Below are 26,122 nucleotides of genomic sequence, written 5' to 3' on the forward strand. Positions count from 1 at the left end.
ATGATTATTAACCGTTATCTGTTTAAGGAAATTGCCCTCAGTTTCTTGGCGGCTTTGCTAGTGTTGACACTGATTATCGTGGGTAATGTGTTAGTGCGCTTGTTATCGGAAGCCAGTACGGGGGAGCTGCCTGCCGACCTTGTGGGTAGCCTGTTATGGATTGTCTCGTTGAAGCAATTGATCCGGCTCATTCCGGTGGCGTTGTTGATCGGCATGATGTTGGCGTTCAGCCGTTTATACCGCGACTCGGAAATGTCCGCCTTGCGGGCCGCTGGAGTCGCGCCTTGGCATTTTTACCGCGCTATTTTCAGTTTTGTCCTGCCGTTAAGTGTTTTACTGGCAGTTATGGTTATTTTTGTTTCCCCTTGGTTGGAAGCCCACAATTTGGATTTGCGTCGTGAAATTAACCAACGCCCAGAAGCATCCGGCATCCCTTCGGGGGAATTCATCACGTCCAGCTCTGGCACTGGTAATTATACGGCGTTGGCGGAAAATATTGATCCGTCTCATACCGTGATGGAACGCTTTTTTATCCATGCGCAGGATGGGGTAAAGGACGTTCTTATTTGGGCAAAGTCGGCAGTGCTATTCATTGATTCCGCCAATGGTGAACGGGTACTGCAAATCCGTGATGGCTACCGTTATGAGTCAGACCCGCAACAAGGGGGTATGACGGTGGCAAAATTTACCGAGCATGGTGTCCGTATTCCTTTGCGAAATTATACGGCGATGAACACGGTAGGGACGATACCAACATTGAGGCTGATCCAGCAAGCCGATGCTTCTTCACAAGCAGAGCTCCAATGGCGGGTGGGGATTATTCTTTCTGCCCCAATACTGGCATTGTTAGCGTTTCCGCTCAGTTACACTGCTCCACGGCAAGGGCGCTATAGCAAGGTCACATTCGCAATCCTGATTTACGCCATTTATGCCAATGTATTGGCAACCGTGAGGGGGATGATCGAACGGGGGGATTTCCCGTTATTTCCGGGCTTGTGGTGGATACATTTGGTGATGCTTGCCCTGATTTTCTGGTTGCTGCGTAAATATTATGGGAAACCGGCATGAGCATTATTGAGCGTTACATCTGGCAAAGCGTGCTGTTCAGTATTTTGGTGACGTGGCTGTCATTGACTATGCTGGATGGTTTTTTTGCTTTTCTGAGTGAGCTTGGTGATGTTAGCCAAACCACCCACTACGGCAACCTGCAAGCCTTCTATTACATCCTGCTGGGAACGCCGAAACGTCTCTACGATTACTTCCCCACAGCTACGCTGATCGGCAGTTTGCTGGGCTTGGGCAACCTCGCCGCTAACAGCGAACTGACGGCAATGCGTGCGGCTGGCGTTGCTATCCGCCAAATTGTCAGTATGACGCTGAAACTGGGGCTGATGTTGGCACTGGTCGTTTTTGTGCTGGGTGAGTGGGTTGCCCCTCATGCTGAGCAAGCCGCCAACAGTTTCAAAGTGCAAATGCAGCAAAAGCAATTAGCGGTTAGTGAGCAAGGGGTGTGGATCAAAGACGGCAACCGCATCCTCAATGTTGCCAAACTGTGGTCGGAAAAAAAGCTGGAAGGGCTTTCGATCTATCAAATTAACCCGCAGGAAGGCCGCATCGAAAGCATTACCCGTGCCGCCAATGCCGAACGTGATGCGCAGGGCTGGGTGATGCACGACATTAAACGCCAGATTATCCGTAGCGATGGCATTACGCATGAAAGTTTCGCCGAAATCCGCGATGACAAGCTGATTCCCGAACACGTCCTGACCATTGCGGCGGTTAAGCCCAACCAGTTGGCTGCTCGTGAGTTGGCGGAATTCATCCAGCATCAGCGCAGCAATGATTTGAGCAGTGACCGTTTCGAGCAGGCATTCTGGCAGCATTTCACCACGCCGCTGTCGACGCTGGTGATGTTGATTATTGCCGCGCCTTTCGTGTTCAGTTTCCAGCGTAATGCCGGGGCAGGGCAGCGCATTTTCATTGGCATCATTATCGGGATTGTGTTTTTCCTGTTTAACCGCATTCTCGGCAATATGGGTATTGTGTATGGGATTCCGCCGTTGTTGGCGGCGACCTTACCGTTGCTGGTGTTTTTATCCGGCGGATTGTGGATGTTGCGCCGGGTACGCTAGAACTGACCGGCTTTCCTCACAGACTAATGCATCAGTCGTTTTTTCTTTGGTTGGTTTTGTCGCGTTGGTTCCGATGGTGTTTGCCACTTACAAGGCACAGCAAGCCGCTAACCTTGCTTGTGATGATCCTGCCGGAGCGCAGAACTGTAGCATCACCCCGATCAATATTTTCTGGATTATTCTGGGGCTGTTGATTTGGGCGATGGCCTTGCTGGGTTTTTATGTCGAACTTTTCGGTCTGCCACCTGCACTAATGCCGGTAGACTGACCACTGTGATAAAGCGCTGAAAGTACCAGCGCGAGGGCTTTTACATGAAACTGGGTTTTTGGGGCGGAACACTTGCCGTCATACTGTTTTTTGCGGGAAACAGCACTGCTTTCGCACAGTTTTTCTTTAGTCAGCCACGCGAATTTGTGCTGGATCGCTCGTGCGAGGCTTACACCTCCCTGAAAAAGAAAACCAACCCGACTGCGTTGGAAGTGGGTAAAACCTATACGGCACTGGGCGAAAACAAGCAACCGGGCGGCACACACGCTTTCCTTAAGCTTGCTGGCGACAGCAAATGGGTGGAACTGGGTTGTGGGCATTATGTTGGTGGCAGTGCTGCTGAAAGCACAGGCAATGTGCCTGCACCGCCTGCTGAGGCAACGGCGACCTGTTTGCCGTTTTTCGACAATGAAAATAATCCGGTCAAAATCAAGGTGGGCGGTATGGCAGACATTACCCCGCCTGCTCCTGTCCTCAATGCTTTCGACCAAGCGGTTAACACCACCTGCGGCGCGGCGGGTAAAGTGGTTTCTCCAGAAGAATTCAAAACCTTATTGCAGGCTAACCCGGATGTGCTGCAACGCTTGATGGCATTTACTAAACAGCACGTCTACGCGGATCGTCCGGCACGCGAGTCTGGTGATGCTTATTTGGCGGATTTGACGGAAGCGTGGTTTTTCCTCAAAGCTTTCGACCACATTTTCTGCGGTCAGCCGGAAACGGGCAAAGCCATCGGTGGCCTGCATTTCTACGGGCGCTACGTGCAATTGCAGCAAAGCGGCGAAGCTTGCCGCATGGATAACTATCGCCAGAATGAAGTCGTACCGGGCGTGCTGTATTCAATGGGGGCTGTGATGAAAGCGGAGAATGGCGGTTCTGCGCGTTCCTCGATCAAGGGTTACGGCCTGACCTTGAATGCCGAAGACATCCTCAAAGCAGCAACCCGTGCGTTCAGCGAAAATCCCACGACCAGCAGCGAAAGCACCGCTTGTATGTTGCCTGTAACCGATGATGGCAAAAATTTCACGGTCGTATTTGTGCGGCGGGCGACGGGCATCCGCACGTTCTACCCTGATGCTACGCCTGCGCCGAATGATCCGGCGTGTACCGCGCCGATTGGTTTGTAGTGGATTGATTTGTCCTCTGGGAGAAAAATAGATAGACTGGTCAGGTAACTAGTCATTTCGAGGTGTGCTTTATGCAAACTTGGGCTGTCCAAGACGCAAAGTCTCGGTTTAGTGAATTTTTGGATGCGTGTCTGGCAAAAGGGCCGCAAATAGTCACCCGGCGTGGTGCTGAGGCGGCGGTGCTTGTCCCCGTTGATGTCTGGCGGCGGCTGCAAGCAGCAGCAAAACCATCACTCAAAGACCTGTTGTTGTCAGATGCGGGACGCGGCGATCTTGTCCTGCCAGAGCGCGGGCAAGCCCGCAGACGGCGTGTACAAGAGGTTCTGTAAATCATGTATTTGTTGGATACCAATGTTGTCTCTGAATTGAGGCGGCAGAAACCGCATGGTGCAGTTGTCGCATGGCTTCAGTCCGTCGATGATAAGGATTTGTATCTCTCATCGGTAACATTAGCCGAAATTCAGGCTGGTATAGAAATAACACGGGATCAGGATATACAGCGTGCAGCAGAATTGGAGGAGTGGCTTGATATGGTCGCCGCCACCTATAACATCTTGGCTTTGGATGGTGAGGCTTTTCGGGCTTGGGCAAAGCTGATGCACAAAAAATCCGACACCTTATATGAAGATGCAATGATTGCCGCAATCGCCAAAGTGAATAAGCTCGTTGTGGTCACTAGGAATATCACGGATTTTGAATCTTTTGACGTTAAGTTGTTAAATCCATTTGAGTATAAAACCTAATGTCCAGTTGACAGGCGCGGCGTGGAAATTAAGAGTCACGGACATGTTACCATGTCTGTCGTCGATGTTCTTGTTATGCATTCTCATTCCATTCTTTTTTGATGTAGTTTAATTCTCTTAATCTTCCATAAGGTATTCGATATTTGCGTTGATAGTACTTGTACATTGCATTTGTAGAAGATATTTTATTGTGCGCTTCAGTATATAATCTAATTTGATTTAAATGACCTGCTGCAATGGCAAGTGCTGCATGTAGAGTCACATTTTGATCGGTTTTTTTGAGTTTGTTATTATCTTGTAAGGCTTTTTTTAGATAGTCGCCATCTGGTAATGCTGTAGCATAACTATCAAATGTAATATCATTTATCATATCCAATCCAGAGCATGTGCTTGTCTCTGAACCTATAAGATAAGTAATAGGAACATTTGTGAGCACCTTCTCGAAGTCTAGTTCGATTTTTTCTATGGCCTTAAGAATATCTTCTCTCTCAGATTGCTTGTGCAATACATCAATTTGATCTTGTTGTTGGTTTACGGTTTTAATTAATGAAAATAGTGCTAGTCCAGCAACAAGAGGAGAAAGGATACCACCCATATATGAGCCAAATGATGACCAGTCGGCAGTATTCGTAGATAATTCGCCATAAAACGTATATACCCACGGCAAAGCAACGCCAATTATTAGAAGTAATAAAACAAAACTTGTGATTAATAGAGATTTCATTTTGATTGTTTGTCAGTGGTGGCTATGTCGTGGCTATGTCGTGGCATAATAGTAGGATATACAGCTCCTATTGATCTAGTATCTAGAGGTGACCAAGCAGGATATGCTACCTTCTTCTTTCGCTGGTAACGTATTGTCAACATGGCATTTTCTCCGTTCTGACGATTGATTGCCCACGATTATAGAGCCGATAAACGATGTTTGTGTAGCATTTTTTCGTAATTTTTCAGTCACCCATCACTGTTTTGAAGAAACCCCCTCTAACTCCCCCTTATCAGGGGGAGGACTGGAGATGCGTACTTTCTTGTTCCTCCCCTGATAAGGGGAGGTTAGGAGGGGTTTCTTCAAGCTTGATAAGGGGAGGGCACAGGGAATTATTTTTACTCGACTTTTAATTCCCGCCCGACCAGCCACACCAACACCATCACTGGCACACCAATCAGCGAGGTAAAGGTAAAGAACCCCGGATAGCCAATGCCATCCACAATCGTGCCGGAATACCCGCCGATGACTTTCGGGAATAAGGTCATGAGTGAGCTAAAGATCGCGTATTGCACTGCCGTAAACGACACGCTGGTTAAACTCGACAGGAAGGCAATGAATGCAGCCCCCGCTAAGCCCGCTTCAAAGTTGTCGAAACCGACCGCCAAATACATCAGCAGTACATTGTGCCCGGATAAAGCCAGCAGGATGAATACCGCATTCGCCGCGACTGCCAATGCCGCGCCCAGCATTAAAATACGCATGACCCCAAAGCGCGTCACCAATAGCCCACCAAAGAAGCCGCCCGCAATGCTCACAATCACTCCGAAGGTTTTCACCGCTGTAGCGATTTCAATTTTGGAAAAGCCCATGTCTTGATAGAACACATTGGAAATGACCCCGAGTACAATGTCGGAAATGCGGTAAAAACCAATCAGCGCCAGCAGCAGCAACGCTGTTTTCAGCCCGTAACGGCGGAAGAAATCAGCAATCGGCTCAACCCACGTATCCCGCGCCATCTCGCGGTTAACCAGCCCCAACAGCACGAGTCCCCAGCCAATCAGTACCGCTACGCCAATCGCCATGAAGAAATGCAGCGCTTCCAGCAGGAAGCCAGTAAATACGCCATCGCCCACGGCTTGTTTCAGCCACACGAAGGCATCCGAACCTAAGAAAAATGCCCCGATGAACCCCGCAACCCCCGCCGCAAACACAGCCAGCAAGCGTGCGTAATCGGTCGCGGCGTAATGGTGTTTGTCCACTTGCTTGCGTTCCGGTTCTGGCATCAGCAGGGTAGTGATGACCCCGACCAAAACCGTCCCCGCCATGATCAGGTAGGTGGATTGCCACGCGCTGTACACATAATGGCCTTTTTCCGAACCAAACGAAGCGGCAAGGAACAACGCACCCGCACCCGATACCACCATCCCCAAGCGATAGCCCGCGATGTAGGTGGACGACATCATCGCCTGCAAGCGCGTTTCCGCCGATTCAATCCGGTAAGCGTCGATCACGATGTCTTGTGTGGCGGCGGAAAAACCCAGCAGGATGGCTGCCAGCGCCATTTGCACCAGACTGTCTTGCCCCGTGGTCGGGTCAATCATCCCCATCAGCACAATCGCCAGCATGATGAAACACTGCGCAACCAGCAGCCACGCCCGCCGCCTTCCCAGCAATGCCGTCAGCAGCGGCAATGGCAGTTTGTCGATCAGCGGAGCCCACACGAACTTGAAGGAATACGCCAACGCCGCCCAACTGAAAAACGTTACCGCCTTGCGTTCAATGCCCGCTTCCCCCAGCCACAACGACAGCGAAGAAAAGATCAGCAGCAGCGGAATCCCCGCCGAAAAGCCGAGGAACAACATGGTAATGACACGTGGGTGCAAAAAGTTGCGGAGCGATTCGCCCCAGCCCTGTGGCTGGTTGGGTGCGGATTCAGTCATGCGGCGGTACTCGTGATGGTGTTATGGATTAAAAGTATAGGACTGAATCATCAGCGAATCGTTCGGCGATGTAAACGGAAATTGCAGCCATGCGCAAGGTTTGCCTGCTACCCGTCTGGCGAAACCTGCTATCCTAAACCCATCACTTTAAGACCGCAGGGCATCGCCATGTTGCAACGCTTACCCGTTGGCATCCAGACCTTTTCCGAGTTACGCGGGCGTAACTGCCTGTATGTGGATAAAACCGAAACCATTGCACAATTGCTGAATACCGGGAAATATTTCTTCCTCTCGCGCCCGCGCCGCTTCGGGAAATCCCTGCTGCTCTCCACCATCAAGGAAATTTACCAAGGCAACCGCGCCCTGTTCGACGGATTGTGGATTGCCGACCAGTGGGATTGGGGTAAAGTGCATCCTGTCATCCATCTGTCGTTTGCCAGCATGGGCTACCGCGAATTGGGGTTGGAAACGGCTATCCGCTTGCGGTTACAAAGCTACGCCAACGATTATGGCATTTGCATTGATACCATCGGCAGCATTGCCCGCATCTTTGCCGAATTGTTGGAAAAAATCGCCAACCAACACGGCAAGGTTGTGTTGCTGATCGACGAATACGACAAGCCGCTGATTGACTACCTTGATGACATCCCGTTGGCGCGAACTAACCAGCAGGTGATGAAAACCTTTTACTCGGTCATCAAGGACAGCGACCCCTACTTGGAATTCCTGCTGATTACGGGCGTGTCAAAATTTAGCCGCGTGTCGATTTTTTCCGACCTGAATAACCTCTATGACCTGACCTTAGATCGCAGTACTGCCACCCTGTTGGGCTATACCCAAACAGAACTGGAGCATTATTTCACCCCCTACATGCCGGAAACCGAACAGTATCTTGAAATTACCCGTCCAGCATTGTTGGAAAAAATCCGTGAATGGTATAACGGCTATACGTGGGATTTGCGCACCTCAGTCTATAACCCGTATTCGATCTTGAGCTTTTTCCAAGCGCAGGCATTCCGTAATTTCTGGTTTGAATCCGGCACACCCACCTTCTTGCCCAAGCTGATGCGCCGCGATAAGGTGTATCGGCTGGACAAGTTTAAGATAGATGACTTGGGGTTGGGCAATTATGACCTCGACAGGTTGCAACTGATCCCGGTGATGTTCCAGACGGGTTATTTGACCCTGCAAAGCCAAGACAAGTACGGTATGTATTGGCTGGATTACCCCAACCGTGAAGTGCGCCGTTCGATGCTGATGTTCCTGATGGCGGAATGGGCGCACGTCGAACCTGCCTATACCACGCCAATGGTGCTGCAACTCAGCGAAGCCTTTGACAACAATGATGTGCCTGCGGTGATTGAGGCGATCAAGACCGTGTTCCAGAAAATCCCTTACCAGATATTCTTGCAAGACCGCGAAGCCTATTACCACAGCCTGATTTACCTGACGTTTTTCTATCTGGGGCAATACGCTGAAGCGGAGGTTAATGAAAACAACGGGCGGGTGGATTGCGTGGTAAAGACGCCAACCCACCTCTATATCATTGAATTCAAGCTCGACAAGACCGCCAAGATTGCGATGGAACAGATCAAAAGCCGCGATTACGCCGGGGCATTCCGCGCTGACCCGCGTCCGAAGGTGCTGGTAGGCATCAACTTCAGCAGCAAGTTGAAGGGTGTGGATGATTGGGTGATGGAGGCGGGCTGAACTTACAGCGGGTAATCGTAATCCAAAATCAGCGGCGCATGGTCGGAAAAGCGTTCCTCTTTATAGATGGAAGTCGCTTTCACCTTGCCTTTGAGCGAAGGGGTCAAAATATGGTAATCAATCCGCCAACCGACGTTTTTCGCCCATGCCTGCCCGCGATTTGACCACCATGTATACTGGTCGGCTTCCTGATTGATTTCGCGGAAGCCGTCGACAAAACCGACTTCACCGAATAACTTATCCAGCCATGCGCGTTCTTCGGGCAGGAAACCGGAGTTTTTCAGGTTGCCTTTCCAGTTTTTGATGTCGATGTTTTGGTGGGCAATGTTCCAGTCGCCACAAATCACGTAGTCGCGCCCGGAGGCTTTCATTTGCTCCATTGCGGGCAGGAAATGCTCCATGCAGCGGTATTTGGCTTGCTGGCGTTCTTCGCTGGACGAGCCAGAGGGCAGGTACAAGGAAACCACGCTCAGGTTGCCGAAACGCGCCTCAATGTAACGCCCTTCCGCGTCGAATTCGGCATTGCCCATGCCAGTAATGACTTCATCAGGTTCAGTACGGCAGTAAAGCGCCACACCGCTGTAGCCCTTTTTTTCCGCATCATGGTAATAGCAGTGGTAGCCAGCCGGGAAGAAAAGCTCGCGGTTTTCTTCCAGTTGGTGGATTTGTGCTTTGGTTTCTTGGATGCAAACGACATCCGCCGCTTGCTGTTTCATCCAATCGAAGAAACCTTTTTTCGCCGCAGAACGGATGCCGTTGGTGTTGGCAGAGATTATCCTCATGCCGCGTCAGAAGTACCGGCGGGGAAACCGCACACCAGTGCTTCCAGCAACGCTTTTTGCGCGTGCAGGCGGTTTTCAGCCTCATCCCACACCACGCTTTGCGCACCATCCATGACTTCGGCGGAAACTTCTAAGCCACGGTAAGCAGGCAGGCAGTGCATGAAAATCGCATCCGGTGCTGCCAATTGCATCATCGCGCTATCGACTTGATAGCCTGCGAAGGCTTTTTCGCGCAGTTTTTTCTCAGCTTCTTGTCCCATGCTTGCCCAAGTGTCGGTGACAACGACTTCCGCGCCTTTAGCCGCTTCCTGCGGGTCGCGGAAATAGCTGACCGAACCTTCGGTGCTGGCAACCATGTCGGCGTCCGGGTCATAGCCTTCCGGGCACGCCACGTTCAGGTGGAAACCAAACAGTTTCGCGGCTTGCATCCACGAATGGCACATATTATTGCCGTCACCAATCCACGCCACGGTTTTGCCGTTAGGTAGGCCACGCTGTTCCATCCACGTCATCATGTCCGCCAACAATTGGCAGGGGTGATGCTTGTCGGTTAGGGCATTGATCACCGGAACGCGGGAATATTCGGCGAAACGCTCAACTTTTTCCTGCTCAAAGGTGCGGATCATCACCACATCGACCATGCGTGAAATCACCCGTGCCGCATCTTCAATCGGCTCACCGCGCCCAAGCTGGGTATCGTTGGGGGAAAGGAACATCGAATGCCCACCGAGTTGGGTCATACCTGCTTCAAACGACACGCGGGTGCGGGTGGATGATTTCTCGAAAATCATTGCCAAGGTGCGCAAATGCAGCGGTTCATGAATATCGCCACGTTTCCACATGGCCTTCAACTGGATTGCCCGCCCAATCAGCGCGTGCAATTCCACGGGGGTAAAATCAGCCAGTGTCAAAAAGTGTCTGACAGTATTCATTTATTGTTCCTCTCTCCTGCCGCCACATTTTGGCAGCAACACTCCAACGGCAGGCTTATAAAAAAGCCCGCACCAATTCGGTTACGGTTGTTATTATCTGGTCAGCTTGCGCCGGGGTAATAACTAATGGTGGCAGCAAGCGGATAACATTACCTGCTGTTACATTAATTAATAGACCTTTTGCCAGTGCTTGCTTAACTAATTCAGCACAATCTTTTTCCAGTTCAATGCCCAGCATCAAACCTTTGCCGCGAATCTCGCGTACCCCGGCGATACCCGCCAGTGATTGACGGAATTGCGTGAGGAAATACTCGCCTAGCGCGGTGGCTTGCGCCGCCAACTGTTCGTTTTCCATCACTTCAATCACGGCTAACGCTGCACGGCACGCCAGTGGGTTGCCGCCAAACGTAGAGCCGTGGTTGCCGGGGCCGAATACGCTTGCGGCTTTGCCGCCCGCCAGACACGCGCCAATCGGCACGCCATTGCCCAAGGCTTTCGCCAGCGTCATTACATCCGGCTTGATGGCGGTATGTTGGAAGGCGAACCACTTGCCAGTACGGCACATGCCCGCTTGGATTTCATCCAGCATCAACAGCCAATCGTGTTGGTCGCAAATGCTGCGCAAGCGTGGCAGGTAATCGTCCGCTGGGATGCGGATGCCGCCTTCGCCTTGGATCGGTTCAACCAGTATCGCCACGATATTCGGGTTGCTTGCCAGTGCTTCCACCGCGTCGGCATCGCCGTATTCGACCCGCACGAAACCTTCCAGCAGGGGGCCGAAACCGGCTTGTGCTTTGGGGTTGCCGGTGGCGGTCACGGTTGCCATCGTGCGCCCGTGGAAGGAGTTGGTCATGACGATAATCGTGGGCGTTTCCACACCTTTGTTATGACCGTACAGGCGGGCAATCTTGATCGCGGCTTCGTTGGCTTCCGCACCGGAATTGCCGAAGAAAACATTGTCCAGCCCAGCCAGCGCACACAGCTTTTCGCCCAGTGCGGTTTGGTGTTCGATTTGGTAAAGGTTGGACGTGTGCAACAAAGTGTGCGCTTGCGCACAAATGGCATCTGCCACTTCGCGGCGGGCATGACCCACGTTGCAGACGGAAATGCCGCTCAGGGCATCCAGATATTGCTTTCCGTCGGTGTCCCACAAGAGAGCGCCTTCACCTTTAGTGAACGTAACGGGCAAACGTGCATACGTTGGCATCAGTGCATTAGTCACGGCAAAACCTCCAAAAATCTGCCACAACAGCCATAAAATGCGAAAGGCAGCCCCAAGAAAGGCTGCCTTTTGCAAGAAAGCGGAAGACTATATGCAATCAGATTCCGCTTGTCAATCACCACTTTAGTGCATTGTCAAGAGCTTTTTGCGCAAAACTGCGCTGGCTACTTATGCAGCGTAGTTGCTGGCTGCAAAATCCCAGTTCGCTAAGCTGTTCAGGAAAGTCTCAACGAATTTAGGGCGCAGGTTGCGGTAGTCAACATAATAAGCGTGTTCCCACACGTCAACGCACAGCAGCGCGGTGTCGCCGGTGGTCAGTGGTGTGCCAGCAGCGCCCATGTTTACGATGTCGACAGAACCGTCAGCTTTTTTCACCAGCCAAGTCCAGCCAGAACCGAAGTTACCAACAGCGGAAGTTTGGAACGCGGTTTTGAATGCGTCGAAAGTGCCCCATTTGGCATTGATTGCATCAGCCAATGCGCCAGTTGGAGTGCCGCCGCCGTTAGGGGACAGGCAGTTCCAGAAGAATGTGTGGTTCCAGACTTGCGCTGCATTGTTGTAAACGCCGCCAGCCGGAGCCGCTTTGACGATTTCTTCCAAGCTCATGGCTTCAAACTGTGTGCCCGGAATCAGGTTATTCAGGTTGGTCACGTAAGCGTTGTGGTGCTTACCGTGGTGGAATTCCAGCGTTTCGGCTGACATGTGTGGGGCAAGGGCGTCTTTGGCGAATGGCAATTCTGGCAAAGTATGGGTCATGGGTTCGTTACCTCTAAAGTCTATTGATTATGTTCAGCGCGTAAGATAGGCCATTTCAGGGTGGGCGTGCAATAAGCCCATTTTTGATTGATGGATTATCACGGCAAGTTCACGCTTTACGACTCATTCAACAAATGCAGCAGACCTACCAAGAACATGAGCCGGTCACGGGTTATACCGCCAAACTTACCGCGTAACTTATCGAGTATATTGGCAGCGACCCGGTAGGACGCCACATCGACGGAATATTCAATGCGTTTGAACGGTTCGCCCCGCGCCAAGTGCCGCAGGATGTCGATTTCCTTTTGGTTCAAGCTGGCAAGGAAAGGCCGCAGGAATTGTTTCGATAGTTGCTGTTCGGCAAGTACACAGGAATGGAACGCCCTAGTTATCAGGAACAGTGTGTCCAGCTTTTCCTGCTTGAGCAAAGCGAACGGGGCGTCGTGTTCGGAACTGATGATGCTCGCGCCCGCAATACCATCTTTGTTGGTCATGGTGGGGATAGTCAGCGCATTACGGATGCCATAGTCGGCACGCGCCAGCGCAATCACCGTGGTTTCTGCCTTGCTACTTCGTGCTCACGCCAATCCAAAGGCAGCATATAACCGCTATTCACTTTTCTGATGGTGAAATCCCGCTCGTCAAGCCGTTCCGCTTGGTAGTGCTCCAAAAAATCCATCGGGTATTCGGTCGTAGCGGCGAATACGGGTGGTGTAGAAAACTTCGTGTTTAATTGGATATTGGGGATGAAGGTATAAGTTGCCCCATCAAATCCCATACCTACAACAAATTGGTCGTAAAGACGAAAACGCGCATCCAACGACTCGGCGGCATAAAGTTCAGCCACAAAGCGCCCTAGCAGCGTGTGGTCAACGTGCATGAAACATAACCTCGCTCCCTATGGACAAGTAGCAGACTCCCTAACCTAACCCCGCTACCATACCATTAACGCTAGGTATTACTATGCCTCCTTGTGTAATACCAGAAAATTAACCCCCCCACTAAAATGCCGTTGGTGGCATTCCAGTACCCGAAACCCGACTTCTTGCGCCTGCCGGATCAAGCCATCCATGCTAATGAAATTGGCTTGCGGGTTATCTCCTAACTTAAGATTATAGTGCTTAAACGCGGCAAAGTCTGGGTGCGCGACCAACTCTTTTTCCGCATCGCGCAATAATTTTTCCAAGCATAACCGTTGGTTAGGCGTCGCCAGAACGAAGCTCGCACCCTCCGTCAGCATTGTGAAGATATGCTTTAAGGTTAGCACCGGATCAGGCCACGAGTAATAACTCTGGATGGATACCCCAGAATCAAAACGGGCGTCTACTGCCTCAATCATGCTGTGCGCAATGGTGAAAGAGGGGCGTTGGAGGGTTTGCACTACCTGCCGCGCCACCGTGACCATTTCCTGCGCATAATCCACGCCGGTGTAAGCGGTAATGTGCGGGTTGTCTGCCAGCAATGGTGCGATTTTCGCGCTGCCACAACCACAATCCACCACGCTGCCTTGCAGGTAAGTGCAGGCTTCCTGATACAAATTCAGTTGCACCGAGGTGGTGACGGAGGCGTGTAAGCGGGCGTAATGTTCCCATTCGGTAACGGCGTAAGCGGCTTCCCCCGCTGGGCTATGTTCATGCAAGCTCATGGTAATTTCTCCCCAATAAATTTTTCTAAAAAAGGTTTGCTACGTTTCACATCCCACTCAAGGAAGGAAAACGGTTCGTTGGTTCCGTAGGAATAGCCGATGTCTTTAACCAGCACGTTAGCGCCGACCGCTTTCTCATAAAAACGGTTGCTTTTGCTGCGGCAAATGAACACCAGCGAATCTATCGAATGGGTGATGCCGATTTCGTAGTAGGTCAGCAGGTAACTGGGTAATGCCCCCTGAGCCTCCCGCGAAATGGCAAACTTGCTGGGTTCGGCGATGACTTTGCCGCTAGCCCGCAACTGGTCTACTGCCGGTTTGATGAGTTCATCGGCGGGTAAACCCAATTCCCCGTCGAAAGCAACCCGCCCGGTGCTGATCACTTCCCCCGTTTCCTTTGCGCTGTACAGCACGCAGGCTTCTTGGTCGTACACGTCGTCCTGAAAGCAGGTCACTTCGGGATAAAGTTTGCTGTATTCCACCTCCCGGAGTTCCCAGATTTTGTGCAGCGTATCCTCTGATGTGGCAATGTTTAAAAGCCCCGGCACTCGTGACAGTGCCAGTGATGGTTTCAATTCGTACATTTGGATCCCCTTATTTATTAAGTTGATCCCAAGCGCTTGGTATCGGTTTCTGCATGATGCGGGATGAAGTATGCCTATAATTTCCACACTATTTCTGTGAAAAAATCACATTTTGCTTAATTAGTGCTCATGCTGGTAGGGATGCCATTTCCGTAACTGACGGCGGGTGCAACAGCCTGCTAAACTCCACGCAGTCCATTAGCAAGGGAACACAGACATGGGTGGAAATGTGAAATTGATGGTCGGCGGCATCCTGCTGGGTGTGGTGGTGCTGTTCGCCCTCGTGGGTATCAAGAGCATGTTGGGAAGCAGTGACCCAACGTTGGTCGATGGTCAAACGCCAGTGATAGGCACGCCTTACCCCAGTGCGAATACGCCGATTTTGGGGTTGCCCTCAGACAATGCAGGCGTCTCTTCCTTGGGTGATAAGCCGCTAAGCCAAATTGATGCTGGGCAAAAAGTGGAGCTGGTGAATGAGCCGGATACCACGAAACCCGCTACCGAAGACAGGCCGCTGACCACCTCAAGGCCAACGCCAGCGCCAACTCCAAGCCTTGGCTCAAGCGTATTACCGGGTGTGCAAACGCCAGCGCCCGTAGCCCCGCCAGTTGCCAATGTCGGCAAGCTGACAGTGGTGGTGCAAGAAGAGGAAAGCGGGCGGGCGCTCAATGCCAACATTTATGTGCAACGCCCCAACGGTATGCAGGTCAACCAAGTGGATTACATTTCCACCGCAGCGTTTAACCTCAAGCCGGGCACGTACCGGATTACTGCACGGGCGGAAGGCCGCGCCAGCGTATCGCGTAACATCAGTGTGGCGGCGAATACGGCAGTGAATGAAGTTTTCGCATTGCCTGTCAGCACCCCTGTGGCTTCCCCTGAGCCAGCCCAGCCGATGCAACCGTGGTCGTCCGTGGTTGGGCAAAACCCCGCGATAGAGCCGCAAGTGGTTCCTGTCCCAGAGCCTCTCCGTCCGGCTCCTCCTGCGCAAAATGCTGAAAAAGGTAAGCTGCGCTTGGTTGCGCTCAGTGCCGACGATGGCAGTCCGGTGGCGGTCAATTTCACCATTACCCGTTTGGATGGCAGCGTTGTGAACCAAATCAATGATGTGCCAGTGGCGGAACTCACTTTGCCTGCGGAAGAGTTTGTGGTGAGTTTCAATTACCAAGGCAAGCAGGGCTACAAATCCCTGACCGTGGAGCCGGGGCAAACCCATACACATACCTTCAACATCCAAGGGGGGCAGCAAAGCGACCCGTCTGCGATGGGGATGAGTGATATGCTCCAGCGGATGCGTTAATGCGTTTTCAAATACCGCAAACGCCGCCGTCGTAAACGTCCATGATGGCTTTCAGTTCTTGGTAAACGTGTTCGCGTTCCGTTTCGGACAGGGATTGTAAGCATTCTGGCACTTCGCCGTTTTCCACTGCGTACAGCAGTTTATTGACCTGTACGCAGCCCCGGCACGCAATCCTTTCAATCATTTCATCCAATTTGGCGTGATCCAGCGGATCGGCGGGCACAACCGCCTGTGGGAAACTGCCGCTACCGAACCAAAACTCTAAGCCTTGCGCAAGAAACTCATCGTGGTTGAGGTAATGGCTTCCGTCACAGGAAAAATTTAGCCCTATCTTGCCGTTGACGATATTCAGCGAGGCTGAACGCAGGTAGATGGTTTCATCGGCAAAACGCAATGCTTTGAACTGGCGGAGAATCTTGCCCACATCGGCTGGCGGCACAATGGCGCGTTCAAAATACGGGCGGCGCGGGTAAGCGAGGCAGATATTGGGGTCGGAGAGTTCATCCATCGTCAGAATGCGGTACACATACGGGTCATCCATGTGCCAGATGGTGGAACGGCTGCTGGAAAAGTGTATCTGGAAATGGTACACGCCCTGATCAAGCATTAATGCTTCGTGGACGGACAGCACGTTGTCCATGTGCTGATCCATCAGGCTTTCCACGCGCTGCTGGTAAAATAGCCCGCTGCGGATGGCAGGGTCGCCCTTGATCTGCCGCCACTGGCTGGGTTCCTCGTAAATCACGTCGGAATGCGGTAATTCCCGCAAGTCGTAATCCACCCCCAGAAAGCCGAGCCGTTTCCCCTCAGGATCGCGGATGGTCTGCACGGCAGTGACGGAAGGGCGCTTTTTGTTGCGGCTGATATAGGCTTCCGACAGGTTGAAGTCGATGCTGTCGTCCTGAATGTGCTGCATGTACGGGCGTTCGGTGCGGTCACGTCCCCGCGCCTCATCATCCGGGCCGAAACGGTTGATGGTTGAGCTGATTTGCACACCATCCGCCCCCAACACGTATACATATTTGCAATGGTCGATGGAGCGGAAAATATCACGCAGGTGGGTATCCAGCGCATCCGCGTCACCAATGAACGGAATAATTTCGCCTGCATACTGACCCAAGGCATGACTCAGCAAGTTCGCCAGCCGTTGGCGATGGGCGTTGATGGAGTTTTGTAACGTATCGCTCATGAGTCGAGCATCCCCTGCGGCATTTCAAAAAATGCAGGTGTAACACGGAAATCAGGCGCGGTATAGTGCCTCCTGTTTTGATAAATGCGGATCCGACCACGCAGGTTAGTAATGGTAGCGGCACATCGCTATCAGCAAATCCTCGCCATCCACTTTGTAAACCAGCCGATGTTCATCATTGATGCGGCGCGACCAATAGCCAGACAGCCCGTGCCGCAACGGTTCGGGCTTGCCGATACCTTCAAACGGTTCTCGGGAAATGGCTTTGATTAGGTCATTGATGCGTTTGAGCATTTTCTTATCGGCTTGCTGCCAATGTACGTAGTCTTCCCACGCTTTGGATGAAAAGATTATTCGCATTCAATCAACTCACGCACTTGACCCTGACCACGCTCCAATTCCGCAATGGATTCCAGCAGTCGGTTGGCATTAGCAGGGCTACGTAATAAATACGCGGTTTCTTCCATCGCCTTGTAATCTTCCAATGAAATCATCACCACGGCTTGCTCGCGGTTGCGGGTAATGATGATGGGTTCGTGATCTTCGCAGACCCGATCCATCGTTTTGGCTAAATCCGCTCGCACGGCGGTGTAGGAAATGGCGTTCATGGCTAACAAACCTGTACGTGATAATGTACGTAAAACTATAAGCTAGCAACCCTTAACAGTGCAAGTTGAAATACATACCAGCAAACAGAATGTGGCAAACTACGCCGATTGAAGACGATAACAAGGATCGACTATGTGCGGCATTTGCGGTGAACTACGCCTCGACGGGCAACTCCCCGAACTGAAATACCTCAACAGCATGATGGCGAAGCTGGAAAAGCGCGGCCCCGACCACGCGGGCAGCTTTTCCGACGGCGGCTTGATGTTTGGGCATCGCCGCTTGGCGATCATCGACCTGTCGTACAAATCCAGCCAGCCGATGGTGGACATCGAATCGGGGCTGGCGCTGGTGTTCAACGGCACGATCTACAACCACCCCGAATTGCGGGCGGAACTGAAGGCTCGCGGGCATCATTTCTTTTCCGAAGGCGATACCGAAGTCATCATCAAAGCCTACGCCGAATGGGGTGAAGATGCGCCCAAGCATTTGCTCGGCATGTTCGCCTTCGCTATCTGGGATATGCGCAAGAAAACGCTGTTCGTGGCGCGTGACCGCATGGGCATCAAGCCGCTGTACTACGCCGCTGACGGTAAAAGTTTCCGCTTTGCCTCCAACACGCAAGCCTTGCTGACCACGCCGGGGATTGATACCAGCCTCGATCCGTTGGCAATCCACAACTTGTTTTCGCTGCACGCGGTTGTGCCCGCACCACGCACCGTGCTGAAGGGCATCCGCAAGCTGCAACCCGCGCACAGCCTCACCATCCACGCTGACGGGCGGCAAGAGCTGAAACGTTACTGGAATCTGGTGGCACGTCGCCCCGCCGAGCCGCGTTCCGAACAGGAATGGATTGATGCGGTACACGAATCGCTGAAAACCGCCGTGCGCCGCCGCAACAATATCGCCGACGTACCCGTGGGCGTACTGCTTTCCGGCGGCTTGGATTCGAGCCTGCTGGTTGGTTTGCTGTCTGAAATCGGTATCAAGGACATCCGCACCTTCACCATCGGTTTCGACGACCAACCGGAGGAAAAAGGCAGCGAATACGAATATTCCGACGCGGTGGTGGAACGCTTCAGCCCCACGCACCACAAATTCCACATCCCCAACGAACACACCCTGTCACGCCTGCCGGAAGCTGTGGCGAACATGGCAGAACCAATGTTCGGGCAGGATGCGATTGGTTTTTACCTACTCTCCGAACAGGTGTCGAAGCATGTGAAAGTGGTGCAATCCGGGCAAGGCGCGGATGAAGTGTTCGGCGGCTATTTCTGGTATCCGCAAGCGCACGCCGACAAAAACCCCGACATGCTGCAACGCCTCGCGCCGTATTATTTCGACCGCGACCACAGCGAGATGGCGGAAATGTTGCAAACCCCGTTCCAAACCCGCGATTACACCGGCGAATTGGTGCGCGAATTGCTGGAGTCGGCGGATGCAGAAGAAACGCTGGATGCGGTATTACGCGCCGACGTGACCACGTTCATCGTCGATGATCCGGTCAAGCGCGTGGATAATATGACGATGGCTTGGGGGCTGGAAGCACGTGTGCCATTCCTTGATCATGAGCTGGTGGAACTGGCGGCGCAAATGCCGACCGAATTAAAATTGCGCGATAGCGGCAAGTATGTGCTGAAACAGATTGCACGCGGGCTAGTACCGGATAGCGTGATTGACCGCCCGAAGGGGTATTTCCCTGTGCCTGCGCTCAAATTCGTGCGTGGCGAGTTTCTGGAAATGATGCGCGATTTGTTGGATTCGCAAGCGTGTCGCGAACGGGGATTGTATCAGCGTAGCTACATCGACAAAGTGCTCGCTTCCCCCGAAGCGCATTTGACGCGGATTCAGGGGAGCAAGCTGTGGCACATGGCGGCGTTGGAGATGTGGTTGCAGAGTCAGGGCGTTTAATCGCTTATTCCCCAGCCATCACCGTAAGCTGTTCGCGCAATCGTGCCGACAGCCGATACCCAGAACGGAACAATGCATCCAGCTCCGTTGTGACGTTGGTAATGTACCCACGCCGCTTTGCCGTCACCAACACGATACCCGTGCCGATAATGCGCACACCTTTTTGTTGCGCCACTACCCTGCCGCGCTGTTCGTCAATTAGCAGTAAATCGGCGGGGAGATGCAGGGCAAGCGCAATGGCTTCCGCTTCGCCGGGGTCTAAACGCTGTTTTAACTCAGCGACAGCGGCGGTGGGAATAGCAGCATAATCTGCCGTTTCCAACCAACCTTCTGCTAACGCCTGCTGAAGTTCTGCACCACCCGGACGCAAACTACCTGCCTGCAATTCCGCATGAACGGCAGGAGGTATCAAGATGCGTTGGTAAAGCTGTTGAAGCAGGGTCAATCTGCCAATTTTTGCCAAGCCAATCAACGGGCTGGCATCAGCAATGATCACAGGCAGCAAGCGCATCCTCCAATTCGCGTTCGAGTTCTTCGGGCGGATAATCCACCGCATCAATGCCGCTTGCACCGAGCAATTCGATGAAGGATGATAAATCCATGTCTGCCAACTTGGCGGCTTGCGCCAGCGTCAACTGATGGGATTGCACCATGTGCAAAGCGATGACACGGTGAATGCCATGCTGTAATAAATGCGCATCAAAGGGGATTGCCAAAATGGAGGGTTTGCCGTGCTTGGTGATGATGCTGATATTACCATCGGTGGCATGTTTCAGCAGCTCACCGGAACGGTTGCGCAAATCACGCGCAGTGTAGACTTCGACAGCTTGCATGGTAACGACTCCTGCCTAATTGTATGCACACAGTGTAGCACTTTTCATTTGCCTAAACTGGGGGACTTTGATGCATTCCGCCGCGCGTTTTGCTAGTTGCAGATGCCTAAACTATAGGTCTATCATAAGATAAATTTAGCTTATTCTAGGTTAGTGGGATAGGCGCAGATATTGTAGACCCGCAGAAGTGGTCAGGATACAAGCCCGGAGTCCTAAGTTCGGGCTACTCAAACGCGATAATAATACTAATGAGTACCAACACATGGTTCCAGTGAACTACTTGCTTGGCCTTACCTTTATTGCCCTAATAGCAATTACATCAATGGCTTACCTGCTCTGGCGACAGCATGGCCGCCATATCCGTTTGCAGCAGGAGGCGTTGGAGCGGGAAAGCCTCTTGCGCACTATCATGGACGAAAGCCCGTCGGTCATTCTCCTCAAGGATGAAAACGGGCGTTTTTTGTTTGGCAACCGCACCTTAGCCGCCCTGTACGGCACGACCCCAGAGGAACTGGTTGGTAAGGATGACGGTGATTTCAACCCCAACAAGGAGCAGGTCGAGTTTTACCGCCAGAATGTGCAGCAAATCCTGCGTGAAGGCAAAACTTGCGTGGTTATGGAGCAGTCCACAGACGCCAGCACTGGGGAAATACGCCATTACCAATCCATCAAGAAACCCGTGCGGCGGCAGAATGGCTCGAAAAACCTGCTTGTCCTCGCCAGCGATGTCACTGACCTGCACACTGCGCGTACCCGTGCGGAAGCCAGCGAACAGCGCCTGAGATACGTACTGGAGGCCACCGCTGAAGGGATTTGGGACTGGCGGGTTGGTACTAGCCATCTGGTGAACAATGCCCGTTGGTGTGAACTGTTTGGTTTTCCCGCTGATGAAATCGAGCATTCGATGGAAGATTTCGGCTATATGTTGCTGGAAGAAGAGCGCGAAGGTGTTATGGCGGCGATCCAATCATGCCTGCAAGGCAACGGCGCTTATTCCCATGAGCATCGGATGCGGCATAAAAATGGTCACATCATTTGGGTGCGTGACCGTGGCAATGTGGTGGAATGGAGTGCCGATGGGCAACCACTGCGCATGGTCGGCAGCGTCGTTGATATTACCGACGCCAAACAGGCGCAATTGGAATTGGAACGTGCCAAAGAAGCCGCCGAAGCTGCCAGCAAAGCCAAAAGTGAATTCCTTGCGGTAATGAGCCATGAAATCCGCACCCCCATGAATGGCGTGTTGGGCATGGTGGAACTGCTGCAAATTACCGGGCTGAATAACAACCAACGCCATTACACCGACATCATTGCGACTTCGGGTAAGCATTTGCTGGGTGTGATTGAAGACATTTTGGATTTTTCCAAGATCGAAGCGAACAAGATCGAATTGCTGGAAGAAAGCTTTGACCTGCAAGCGCTGGTTGATGAAGTTATCGGGCTGCTGCACGAACAGGCGGCGCACAAGCAACTGTACCTGAAATTGCACACCGACTTACAAGGCAAAAACTGTCTGATAGGTGATGCCCACCGCTTACGGCAGGTGCTGTTTAACCTGATCGGTAACGCCATCAAATTCACGGAAATTGGCTCAGTAACGGTCAATGTCTGTCTGCAAGATTGCCAGCAAGGCAAGGCATCTGTCGAGTTCCGCATCAAAGATACTGGTATTGGCATCAACGAAAACTCCCAACAACGCATCTTTGACGCATTTACCCAAGAGGACGGTTCTACTACCCGCCGTTTCGGTGGTACGGGGTTGGGCTTGCCCATTGCGGCGCGTTTGGTTGGGTTGATGGGCGGTAAACTGGAGCTGACCAGCCAACCCGGTTTGGGCAGCCTGTTCTATTTCAGCCTACCGTTTGCGTTGGTGGAACATACCCCCTTGCCGGTGTTGCCCGAACGCGCCAAGCAACCTGCCACCCGCGAGACCATCGCAGGGCGGGTTTTGTTGGTGGAAGACAACCTGATCAATATCGAAGTCGCCCGTTTGTGGCTGGAAGAACTGGGGCTGAATGTCAGCGTCGCCGAAAGTGGTCAGGAAGCACTGGATGTGTTGGAACAGCAGTCCTTTCAGGTGGTGCTGATGGATTTGCACATGCCGGGGATGAGCGGGCAGGATGCCAGCCGTGAAATTCGTAAGCGTGAAGCTGCCGAAGGCGAGGAACACCCGACCCCAATCATTGCGCTCACTGCCGACGTGGCGGATGACATCCGTGACAACTGTTTGGCAGCGGGCATGAATGATTATCTCAGTAAGCCGCTCAATGTTACGCAGTTGCGGGAAAAGCTGGGGTATTGGATGAAAGGGCAGGCATTGACCGCAGCGGCTTGATGAGCGCGGTGAACTCGTCCGGCACTGTTTGCATGTCCGCTTTAATGTCCGGTTTTGGCCGGGATCGGCTTAGGAAGGTTTTTCATGAAAAACAATAGAGTAAGCGGGAAAGACGGTCAGCAAAAATATCAGGATGTCCGCTTTCAAGGCCGTTAGTGTTCCTATAGCACTTAAGTGCTTCAAATCATGGTGATGATTTCGCCATAAATTGCGGAATCGTCAAGACTATTTAGCAACACACTGCGGAATCGTCGCTTTTGACGATTTACACCCCGCCGAAGAACACCTCAACACTGTTCTTCCACACCTGCGGCAACAGCACGTCCAGCGTCACACCTTTCACCAGCGCCACCTGTTCGGCAATGAAGGGCAGGTATTTCGGCTCATTCTTGTGCCCACGGTAGGGGATCGGGGTGAGATACGGCGCGTCGGTTTCCAGCAGGATTTGTTCCAGCGGGGTTAGGGCGATGATTTCGCGCACATTATCCGCTGCCTTGAAGGTGCTGATGCCGTTGAAACCGAGGCAGAAGCCTTCGCCAAGGCAATATTCCGCCAGTTCGCGCCCGGAGGTGAAGCTGTGGATCACGCCGCGTTTGGGCATTTGCCCGACGAAATTGCGCAAAATCGCCTGCGTATCCTCATCTGCCTCGCGGGTATGCACCACCACTGGCAGTTCCAGATCAATCGCAATCTGTAACTGGCGCTCGAAAGCCGCCCGCTGTTTGGCGCGGTCGGAATAGTCGTAGTGGTAATCCAGCCCGATTTCGCCAATCGCCACGATCTTGGCGTGCGGGGCATTGGCGCGGATTTGTGCTTCTACGGCGTCGGTGTAATCGTTGGCATCGTGCGGGTGGATGCCCTGCGTGCCCCACACTTGAGGGTATTGCTGTGCCAGCGCCATCACTTTTTCCAGATTATCGGGCGACACGCCGATGGTGATGATGCGTTCGACATTCACCGCTTGCGCTGCCTGTAAGACGGCCTCCAGCGCCTCGCCTTCCAGATAATCCAGATGGCAATGGGTTTCGATGATCGGGGTGTCGAAGACGGGGATGGCGCGTTTTTTGGACATGATGCAATACAGAGTTAGCTAGTGAGGTGAGGCATTTTCAGGGCTTGCCCCGCTGAATGCAAGAAACCGCTTGTAGAAATCCATTGCGTATATATACTTAACCTAACATATATATAGGAATGCATGTCATGCAAGCTGGACTCGCTGAAATTCAAAAAAACATCGCCATTCTCACCACGCTCACCGAACCTTTACAAATCGTGGATAAACGCCGCAAGCAAATCATTGCGACTGTTTACCCGCGTTTGACCACACACAACGCACAACGCTTGGCGGGTAAGTACCGGCTGCGCATCCCCGCCACGTTGCTCACTGCCACATTTGAAGAAGCCCGCGAAGCCGCCATGCTTGCCGCCATGAAGGAGAAGTATGACGCTGCTCATTGATACCAATATCATCATCCGCTATCTGGCGGGCGACCATGCCGAATTTCTGGCGAAATCCACGGCACTGTTTGAGCAAGTCGAGGGTGGTGATACGCACATCATCATCCTCGACAGTGTGGTGATGGAAGCCTTCTTTGTGCTGACTAAATTCTACCAACTGCCCAAAGCGGAAGTGATTGACGACCTGAAAACGATCCTCGCGTTTGAGGGTGTCATCAACGATGACAAATTACAGATCATCGAAACGCTGAATCTTGTCCTCTACAAAAACATCGACTTTGTGGATGCGCTGCTATGCGTGAAAAGTAAGCTGTACGGATTGGAATTGTTTAGTTTTGATGAGCGGTTGAATAAGCGGTGTGCTTGAAGACTCCCCCCGCCAACACATCCGCCAACTGCAACTGCGTGGTTTGCGCCGTTTTAAGCTGCGCCTTCATCGCATCGCATAACGCCATTAACTCATCGACTTTCGCGACAATGCGGTGTTGTTCAGCAAGTGGTGGCAGCGCAATAATTAAGTTTCGTACTTGTTCTCTTGAAACATTTTTCATGGAGCTGCTTGTACCACCTGCAACGATCATGTAATAAGCGCGAGAAAACAGTGAGTTATTAACCAAATTAACAAATTGATTTGAAACATTTTTTGAAAAAACAAATCGAATAATTTTGTCACTCATCATCAGTTTTTTAGGTGCATTTTCAGGAACAACAACAGCTCTTGCTACCAATTCGGCAGTATTGGCGCGAGAAATCAAGAAGTCACCGGGATGAACTTCATATTGATTTTTTGGTTCTAACTCGTTGGGTAGTTCTTTATTTTCGTTGGGCTTAAAAACTCCCCAAGTAACGGCGCTAACTTTCAGTACCCCCCACGTATCTCCTTCTCTGGCATTAGGTTTGCAAAGAGGACTCCAGCCAGCTTCAGATTCTAATGCCAAATCATTTAACCGACACCACTCCCACTCATTCGGCAATTCAAACGGTTTTTCATTGTCCGTAATTGCTGGCAGCGGTTTTTCTTTTTTGATTTTGTCCTCTTTGATTAGGCGGGCTTTTTCGGCGGCGATTTTCTTCAGCAACACGCTGGCGGGTTCGTTCTGCGGCTCTTGTGGAACCAGTTTGCCCATGACAGCGAGTTGCAGGATGGTTTGTTTGAGCTGGTCAATGCTGTGTTCGGTGGTGAATAGCGTGTCAAAGTGCGCGGCGATGCATTGCCAAGAAAGACCCTCACCCCCCAGCCCCCTCTCCCGCGAAGCGGTAGAGGGGGAGCAAGAAGTATCGTGATCTTCTCTTAGCCCCTCGCCCGCTTCGCGGGAGAGGGGTTGGGGTGAGGGTGTCTTCTGCGTCAATGCAGTCAGCAACTCTTCGACCAAGGTCTGATGCGCGGCAATATTAGCGACTTGCTCCTGTTCAAGCGCATCGCAAAGCGACATCAATTCGTTGACCTTGGCAACAATGCGGTGTTGTTCAGCAAGAGGTGGAAAGATAAAATAATGTGTTGAAAATTCATCAAATTTGATGCTTTCTACTGTTGTACCAGTCTTGCTAAGGTTTTGCAAAATATACTGTTCAAAACCCTGCATCATTAATAACAGATAGTCGACAATAGTTTTGTCAAACAAGTTTAAAATCTTCAGGTCTTGATTAACTGTCAATTGTATTTTTGTAATGGCTACAGGAAATGCTCGCCGCAATATTCCACTGCGCACAACAAAGAGTAGAGAATTTGGTTCAACAACAGATAAACCATCTTCTATTGCTAAAGCAGTTATATGATCTTCTGAATCATAAATTTCCGTGACCTTCATATCTTTTGAGTCTGTCAAATAAACTGTGTAACAAATTTTCATAGGGCGGAGAGCGGGACGCGCTCTTCGCCGAACATGAGTAAAAAGGTCTGCAAAGCAGGCTTCCAGTGGTGGATAACCGACCACTTTTGC

Annotated in this window: 29 protein-coding genes; 12 read left to right on the forward strand and 17 right to left on the reverse strand. The window is 51.9% G+C overall.

Annotated features, from left to right (window positions below; translation table 11 throughout):
• From lptF to PHE17_RS09530, 6 genes are all read left to right on the forward strand, one after another.
• Positions 1 to 1,068 carry an LPS export ABC transporter permease LptF gene (gene lptF, locus PHE17_RS09505; RefSeq protein ID WP_301015602.1) on the forward strand — a complete coding sequence of 356 codons (1,068 nt, stop codon included), beginning with the start codon at positions 1 to 3 and terminating at the stop codon, positions 1,066 to 1,068.
• A complete protein-coding gene (gene lptG, locus PHE17_RS09510) occupies positions 1,065 to 2,132 on the forward strand; it encodes an LPS export ABC transporter permease LptG (RefSeq protein WP_301015603.1) in 1,068 nt (355 codons plus the stop codon). The genes lptF and lptG overlap by 4 nt, the downstream gene beginning before the upstream one ends.
• A gap of 46 nt (positions 2,133 to 2,178) precedes the next feature.
• Positions 2,179 to 2,400, forward strand: coding sequence for a hypothetical protein (locus PHE17_RS09515; RefSeq protein ID WP_301015604.1), 222 nt, complete (start codon positions 2,179 to 2,181; stop codon positions 2,398 to 2,400).
• Positions 2,401 to 2,444: 44 nt separating this feature from the next.
• Complete coding sequence (locus PHE17_RS09520) at positions 2,445 to 3,527, forward strand: EndoU domain-containing protein (RefSeq protein WP_301015605.1); 1,083 nt, start codon at positions 2,445 to 2,447, stop codon at positions 3,525 to 3,527.
• A gap of 71 nt (positions 3,528 to 3,598) precedes the next feature.
• Entirely contained in the window at positions 3,599 to 3,856 is a 258-nt protein-coding gene (locus tag PHE17_RS09525) for a type II toxin-antitoxin system Phd/YefM family antitoxin (protein WP_301015606.1), read from the forward strand.
• Positions 3,857 to 3,859: 3 nt separating this feature from the next.
• Positions 3,860 to 4,270 (forward strand): type II toxin-antitoxin system VapC family toxin, encoded by a 411-nt coding sequence (locus tag PHE17_RS09530; RefSeq protein ID WP_301015607.1) that lies wholly within the window; start codon positions 3,860 to 3,862, stop codon positions 4,268 to 4,270.
• Between the two features lie 73 nt (positions 4,271 to 4,343).
• On the opposite strand, the gene PHE17_RS09535 is transcribed toward PHE17_RS09530, so the two are convergent.
• Together PHE17_RS09535 and PHE17_RS09540 are read right to left on the reverse strand one after the other, a co-directional pair.
• Positions 4,344 to 4,994 carry a hypothetical protein gene (locus PHE17_RS09535; protein WP_301015608.1) on the reverse strand — a complete coding sequence of 217 codons (651 nt, stop codon included), beginning with the start codon at positions 4,992 to 4,994 and terminating at the stop codon, positions 4,344 to 4,346.
• 380 nt (positions 4,995 to 5,374) lie between these two features.
• Entirely contained in the window at positions 5,375 to 6,919 is a 1,545-nt protein-coding gene (locus PHE17_RS09540) for an MFS transporter (RefSeq protein ID WP_301015609.1), read from the reverse strand.
• Positions 6,920 to 7,087: 168 nt separating this feature from the next.
• On the opposite strand from PHE17_RS09540, the gene PHE17_RS09545 reads away from it, so the two are divergent.
• On the forward strand, positions 7,088 to 8,629 hold the full coding sequence (locus PHE17_RS09545) for an ATP-binding protein (RefSeq protein ID WP_301015610.1): 1,542 nt from the start codon (positions 7,088 to 7,090) through the stop codon (positions 8,627 to 8,629).
• A gap of 2 nt (positions 8,630 to 8,631) precedes the next feature.
• On the opposite strand, the gene PHE17_RS09550 is transcribed toward PHE17_RS09545, so the two are convergent.
• The 8 genes from PHE17_RS09550 to PHE17_RS09585 form a co-directional block, all read right to left on the reverse strand.
• Positions 8,632 to 9,411: an exodeoxyribonuclease III gene (locus tag PHE17_RS09550; RefSeq protein WP_301015611.1), complete on the reverse strand. Its 780-nt coding sequence runs from the start codon at positions 9,409 to 9,411 to the stop codon at positions 8,632 to 8,634.
• Positions 9,408 to 10,343 (reverse strand): ornithine carbamoyltransferase, encoded by a 936-nt coding sequence (gene argF, locus PHE17_RS09555; protein ID WP_301015612.1) that lies wholly within the window; start codon positions 10,341 to 10,343, stop codon positions 9,408 to 9,410. Before argF ends, PHE17_RS09550 begins: the two co-directional genes overlap by 4 nt.
• A gap of 55 nt (positions 10,344 to 10,398) precedes the next feature.
• Entirely contained in the window at positions 10,399 to 11,565 is a 1,167-nt protein-coding gene (locus PHE17_RS09560) for an aspartate aminotransferase family protein (RefSeq protein ID WP_301015613.1), read from the reverse strand.
• 168 nt (positions 11,566 to 11,733) lie between these two features.
• Positions 11,734 to 12,321: a Fe-Mn family superoxide dismutase gene (locus PHE17_RS09565; RefSeq protein ID WP_301015614.1), complete on the reverse strand. Its 588-nt coding sequence runs from the start codon at positions 12,319 to 12,321 to the stop codon at positions 11,734 to 11,736.
• Positions 12,322 to 12,437: 116 nt separating this feature from the next.
• Entirely contained in the window at positions 12,438 to 12,872 is a 435-nt protein-coding gene (locus PHE17_RS09570; RefSeq protein WP_301015615.1) for a hypothetical protein, read from the reverse strand.
• Entirely contained in the window at positions 12,869 to 13,201 is a 333-nt protein-coding gene (locus PHE17_RS09575; protein ID WP_301015616.1) for an autoinducer binding domain-containing protein, read from the reverse strand. The genes PHE17_RS09570 and PHE17_RS09575 overlap by 4 nt, the downstream gene beginning before the upstream one ends.
• Positions 13,202 to 13,282: 81 nt before the next feature.
• Positions 13,283 to 13,966 carry a methyltransferase domain-containing protein gene (locus PHE17_RS09580; protein ID WP_301015617.1) on the reverse strand — a complete coding sequence of 228 codons (684 nt, stop codon included), beginning with the start codon at positions 13,964 to 13,966 and terminating at the stop codon, positions 13,283 to 13,285.
• Complete coding sequence (locus PHE17_RS09585; RefSeq protein ID WP_301015618.1) at positions 13,963 to 14,550, reverse strand: hypothetical protein; 588 nt, start codon at positions 14,548 to 14,550, stop codon at positions 13,963 to 13,965. Before PHE17_RS09585 ends, PHE17_RS09580 begins: the two co-directional genes overlap by 4 nt.
• 217 nt (positions 14,551 to 14,767) lie before the next feature.
• Between PHE17_RS09585 and PHE17_RS09590 the strand changes: the two genes are divergently transcribed.
• The gene (locus PHE17_RS09590; protein WP_301015619.1) at positions 14,768 to 15,850 is read left to right on the forward strand and encodes a hypothetical protein; all 1,083 of its coding nucleotides are present in this window, start codon (positions 14,768 to 14,770) and stop codon (positions 15,848 to 15,850) included.
• 7 nt (positions 15,851 to 15,857) lie between these two features.
• Here PHE17_RS09590 and PHE17_RS09595 read toward each other — a convergent pair whose 3' ends face one another.
• From PHE17_RS09595 to PHE17_RS09605, 3 genes are all read right to left on the reverse strand, one after another.
• The gene (locus tag PHE17_RS09595) at positions 15,858 to 17,039 is read right to left on the reverse strand and encodes a hypothetical protein (protein ID WP_301015620.1); all 1,182 of its coding nucleotides are present in this window, start codon (positions 17,037 to 17,039) and stop codon (positions 15,858 to 15,860) included.
• A 105-nt stretch (positions 17,040 to 17,144) separates the two neighbouring features.
• Positions 17,145 to 17,399, reverse strand: a complete 255-nt coding sequence (locus PHE17_RS09600; RefSeq protein ID WP_301015621.1) for a Txe/YoeB family addiction module toxin — start codon at positions 17,397 to 17,399, stop codon at positions 17,145 to 17,147.
• Positions 17,390 to 17,647 (reverse strand): type II toxin-antitoxin system prevent-host-death family antitoxin, encoded by a 258-nt coding sequence (locus tag PHE17_RS09605; protein ID WP_301015622.1) that lies wholly within the window; start codon positions 17,645 to 17,647, stop codon positions 17,390 to 17,392. The genes PHE17_RS09600 and PHE17_RS09605 overlap by 10 nt, the downstream gene beginning before the upstream one ends.
• Before the next feature lie 133 nt (positions 17,648 to 17,780).
• Here PHE17_RS09605 and PHE17_RS09610 point away from each other — a divergent pair, with 133 nt between their 5' ends.
• Entirely contained in the window at positions 17,781 to 19,556 is a 1,776-nt protein-coding gene (locus PHE17_RS09610) for an N-acetylglutaminylglutamine amidotransferase (protein ID WP_301015623.1), read from the forward strand.
• 4 nt (positions 19,557 to 19,560) lie between these two features.
• Here the strand turns inward: PHE17_RS09610 and PHE17_RS09615 are convergent, their stop codons facing one another.
• Entirely contained in the window at positions 19,561 to 20,052 is a 492-nt protein-coding gene (locus tag PHE17_RS09615) for a DUF3368 domain-containing protein (protein WP_301015637.1), read from the reverse strand.
• Positions 20,039 to 20,389: a type II toxin-antitoxin system prevent-host-death family antitoxin gene (locus tag PHE17_RS09620; RefSeq protein ID WP_301015624.1), complete on the reverse strand. Its 351-nt coding sequence runs from the start codon at positions 20,387 to 20,389 to the stop codon at positions 20,039 to 20,041. The genes PHE17_RS09615 and PHE17_RS09620 overlap by 14 nt, the downstream gene beginning before the upstream one ends.
• 322 nt (positions 20,390 to 20,711) lie before the next feature.
• On the opposite strand from PHE17_RS09620, the gene PHE17_RS09625 reads away from it, so the two are divergent.
• Positions 20,712 to 22,724, forward strand: coding sequence for a hybrid sensor histidine kinase/response regulator (locus PHE17_RS09625; protein ID WP_301015625.1), 2,013 nt, complete (start codon positions 20,712 to 20,714; stop codon positions 22,722 to 22,724).
• A 265-nt stretch (positions 22,725 to 22,989) separates the two neighbouring features.
• Here the strand turns inward: PHE17_RS09625 and PHE17_RS09630 are convergent, their stop codons facing one another.
• On the reverse strand, positions 22,990 to 23,796 hold the full coding sequence (locus PHE17_RS09630) for a TatD family hydrolase (protein WP_301015626.1): 807 nt from the start codon (positions 23,794 to 23,796) through the stop codon (positions 22,990 to 22,992).
• 128 nt (positions 23,797 to 23,924) lie between these two features.
• On the opposite strand from PHE17_RS09630, the gene PHE17_RS09635 reads away from it, so the two are divergent.
• Positions 23,925 to 24,182, forward strand: a complete 258-nt coding sequence (locus tag PHE17_RS09635) for a hypothetical protein (RefSeq protein WP_301015627.1) — start codon at positions 23,925 to 23,927, stop codon at positions 24,180 to 24,182.
• Positions 24,166 to 24,549 carry a PIN domain-containing protein gene (locus tag PHE17_RS09640; protein ID WP_301015628.1) on the forward strand — a complete coding sequence of 128 codons (384 nt, stop codon included), beginning with the start codon at positions 24,166 to 24,168 and terminating at the stop codon, positions 24,547 to 24,549. Before PHE17_RS09635 ends, PHE17_RS09640 begins: the two co-directional genes overlap by 17 nt.
• On the opposite strand, the gene PHE17_RS09645 is transcribed toward PHE17_RS09640, so the two are convergent.
• Positions 24,512 to 26,122: restriction endonuclease subunit S (locus tag PHE17_RS09645; RefSeq protein WP_301015629.1), on the reverse strand; the 1,611-nt coding region annotated here is incomplete at its 5' end. The genes PHE17_RS09640 and PHE17_RS09645 overlap by 38 nt on opposite strands.

The organism is Thiothrix sp. (assembly GCF_028714775.1).
Classification (GTDB): Bacteria; Pseudomonadota; Gammaproteobacteria; order Thiotrichales; family Thiotrichaceae; genus Thiothrix.

Excerpts from the sequence above, each read along its gene's own strand:
- lptF (WP_301015602.1), top strand. The coding sequence starts at position 1 with ATGATTATTAACCGTTATCTGTTTAAGGAAATTGCCCTCAGTTTCTTG.
- PHE17_RS09580 (WP_301015617.1), bottom strand. The coding sequence starts at position 13,966 with ATGAGCTTGCATGAACATAGCCCAGCGGGGGAAGCCGCTTACGCCGTT.
- PHE17_RS09590 (WP_301015619.1), top strand. The coding sequence starts at position 14,768 with ATGGGTGGAAATGTGAAATTGATGGTCGGCGGCATCCTGCTGGGTGTG.
- PHE17_RS09540 (WP_301015609.1), bottom strand. The coding sequence starts at position 6,919 with ATGACTGAATCCGCACCCAACCAGCCACAGGGCTGGGGCGAATCGCTC.
- PHE17_RS09625 (WP_301015625.1), top strand. The coding sequence starts at position 20,712 with ATGGCTTACCTGCTCTGGCGACAGCATGGCCGCCATATCCGTTTGCAG.
- PHE17_RS09575 (WP_301015616.1), bottom strand. The coding sequence starts at position 13,201 with ATGCACGTTGACCACACGCTGCTAGGGCGCTTTGTGGCTGAACTTTAT.
- PHE17_RS09610 (WP_301015623.1), top strand. The coding sequence starts at position 17,781 with ATGTGCGGCATTTGCGGTGAACTACGCCTCGACGGGCAACTCCCCGAA.
- lptG (WP_301015603.1), top strand. The coding sequence starts at position 1,065 with ATGAGCATTATTGAGCGTTACATCTGGCAAAGCGTGCTGTTCAGTATT.
- PHE17_RS09605 (WP_301015622.1), bottom strand. The coding sequence starts at position 17,647 with ATGAACGCCATTTCCTACACCGCCGTGCGAGCGGATTTAGCCAAAACG.
- PHE17_RS09520 (WP_301015605.1), top strand. The coding sequence starts at position 2,445 with ATGAAACTGGGTTTTTGGGGCGGAACACTTGCCGTCATACTGTTTTTT.
- PHE17_RS09535 (WP_301015608.1), bottom strand. The coding sequence starts at position 4,994 with ATGAAATCTCTATTAATCACAAGTTTTGTTTTATTACTTCTAATAATT.
- PHE17_RS09585 (WP_301015618.1), bottom strand. The coding sequence starts at position 14,550 with ATGTACGAATTGAAACCATCACTGGCACTGTCACGAGTGCCGGGGCTT.
- PHE17_RS09600 (WP_301015621.1), bottom strand. The coding sequence starts at position 17,399 with ATGCGAATAATCTTTTCATCCAAAGCGTGGGAAGACTACGTACATTGG.
- PHE17_RS09550 (WP_301015611.1), bottom strand. The coding sequence starts at position 9,411 with ATGAGGATAATCTCTGCCAACACCAACGGCATCCGTTCTGCGGCGAAA.
- PHE17_RS09565 (WP_301015614.1), bottom strand. The coding sequence starts at position 12,321 with ATGACCCATACTTTGCCAGAATTGCCATTCGCCAAAGACGCCCTTGCC.
- PHE17_RS09640 (WP_301015628.1), top strand. The coding sequence starts at position 24,166 with ATGACGCTGCTCATTGATACCAATATCATCATCCGCTATCTGGCGGGC.
- PHE17_RS09620 (WP_301015624.1), bottom strand. The coding sequence starts at position 20,389 with ATGCAAGCTGTCGAAGTCTACACTGCGCGTGATTTGCGCAACCGTTCC.
- PHE17_RS09595 (WP_301015620.1), bottom strand. The coding sequence starts at position 17,039 with ATGAGCGATACGTTACAAAACTCCATCAACGCCCATCGCCAACGGCTG.
- argF (WP_301015612.1), bottom strand. The coding sequence starts at position 10,343 with ATGAATACTGTCAGACACTTTTTGACACTGGCTGATTTTACCCCCGTG.
- PHE17_RS09635 (WP_301015627.1), top strand. The coding sequence starts at position 23,925 with ATGCAAGCTGGACTCGCTGAAATTCAAAAAAACATCGCCATTCTCACC.
- PHE17_RS09525 (WP_301015606.1), top strand. The coding sequence starts at position 3,599 with ATGCAAACTTGGGCTGTCCAAGACGCAAAGTCTCGGTTTAGTGAATTT.
- PHE17_RS09545 (WP_301015610.1), top strand. The coding sequence starts at position 7,088 with ATGTTGCAACGCTTACCCGTTGGCATCCAGACCTTTTCCGAGTTACGC.
- PHE17_RS09630 (WP_301015626.1), bottom strand. The coding sequence starts at position 23,796 with ATGTCCAAAAAACGCGCCATCCCCGTCTTCGACACCCCGATCATCGAA.
- PHE17_RS09530 (WP_301015607.1), top strand. The coding sequence starts at position 3,860 with ATGTATTTGTTGGATACCAATGTTGTCTCTGAATTGAGGCGGCAGAAA.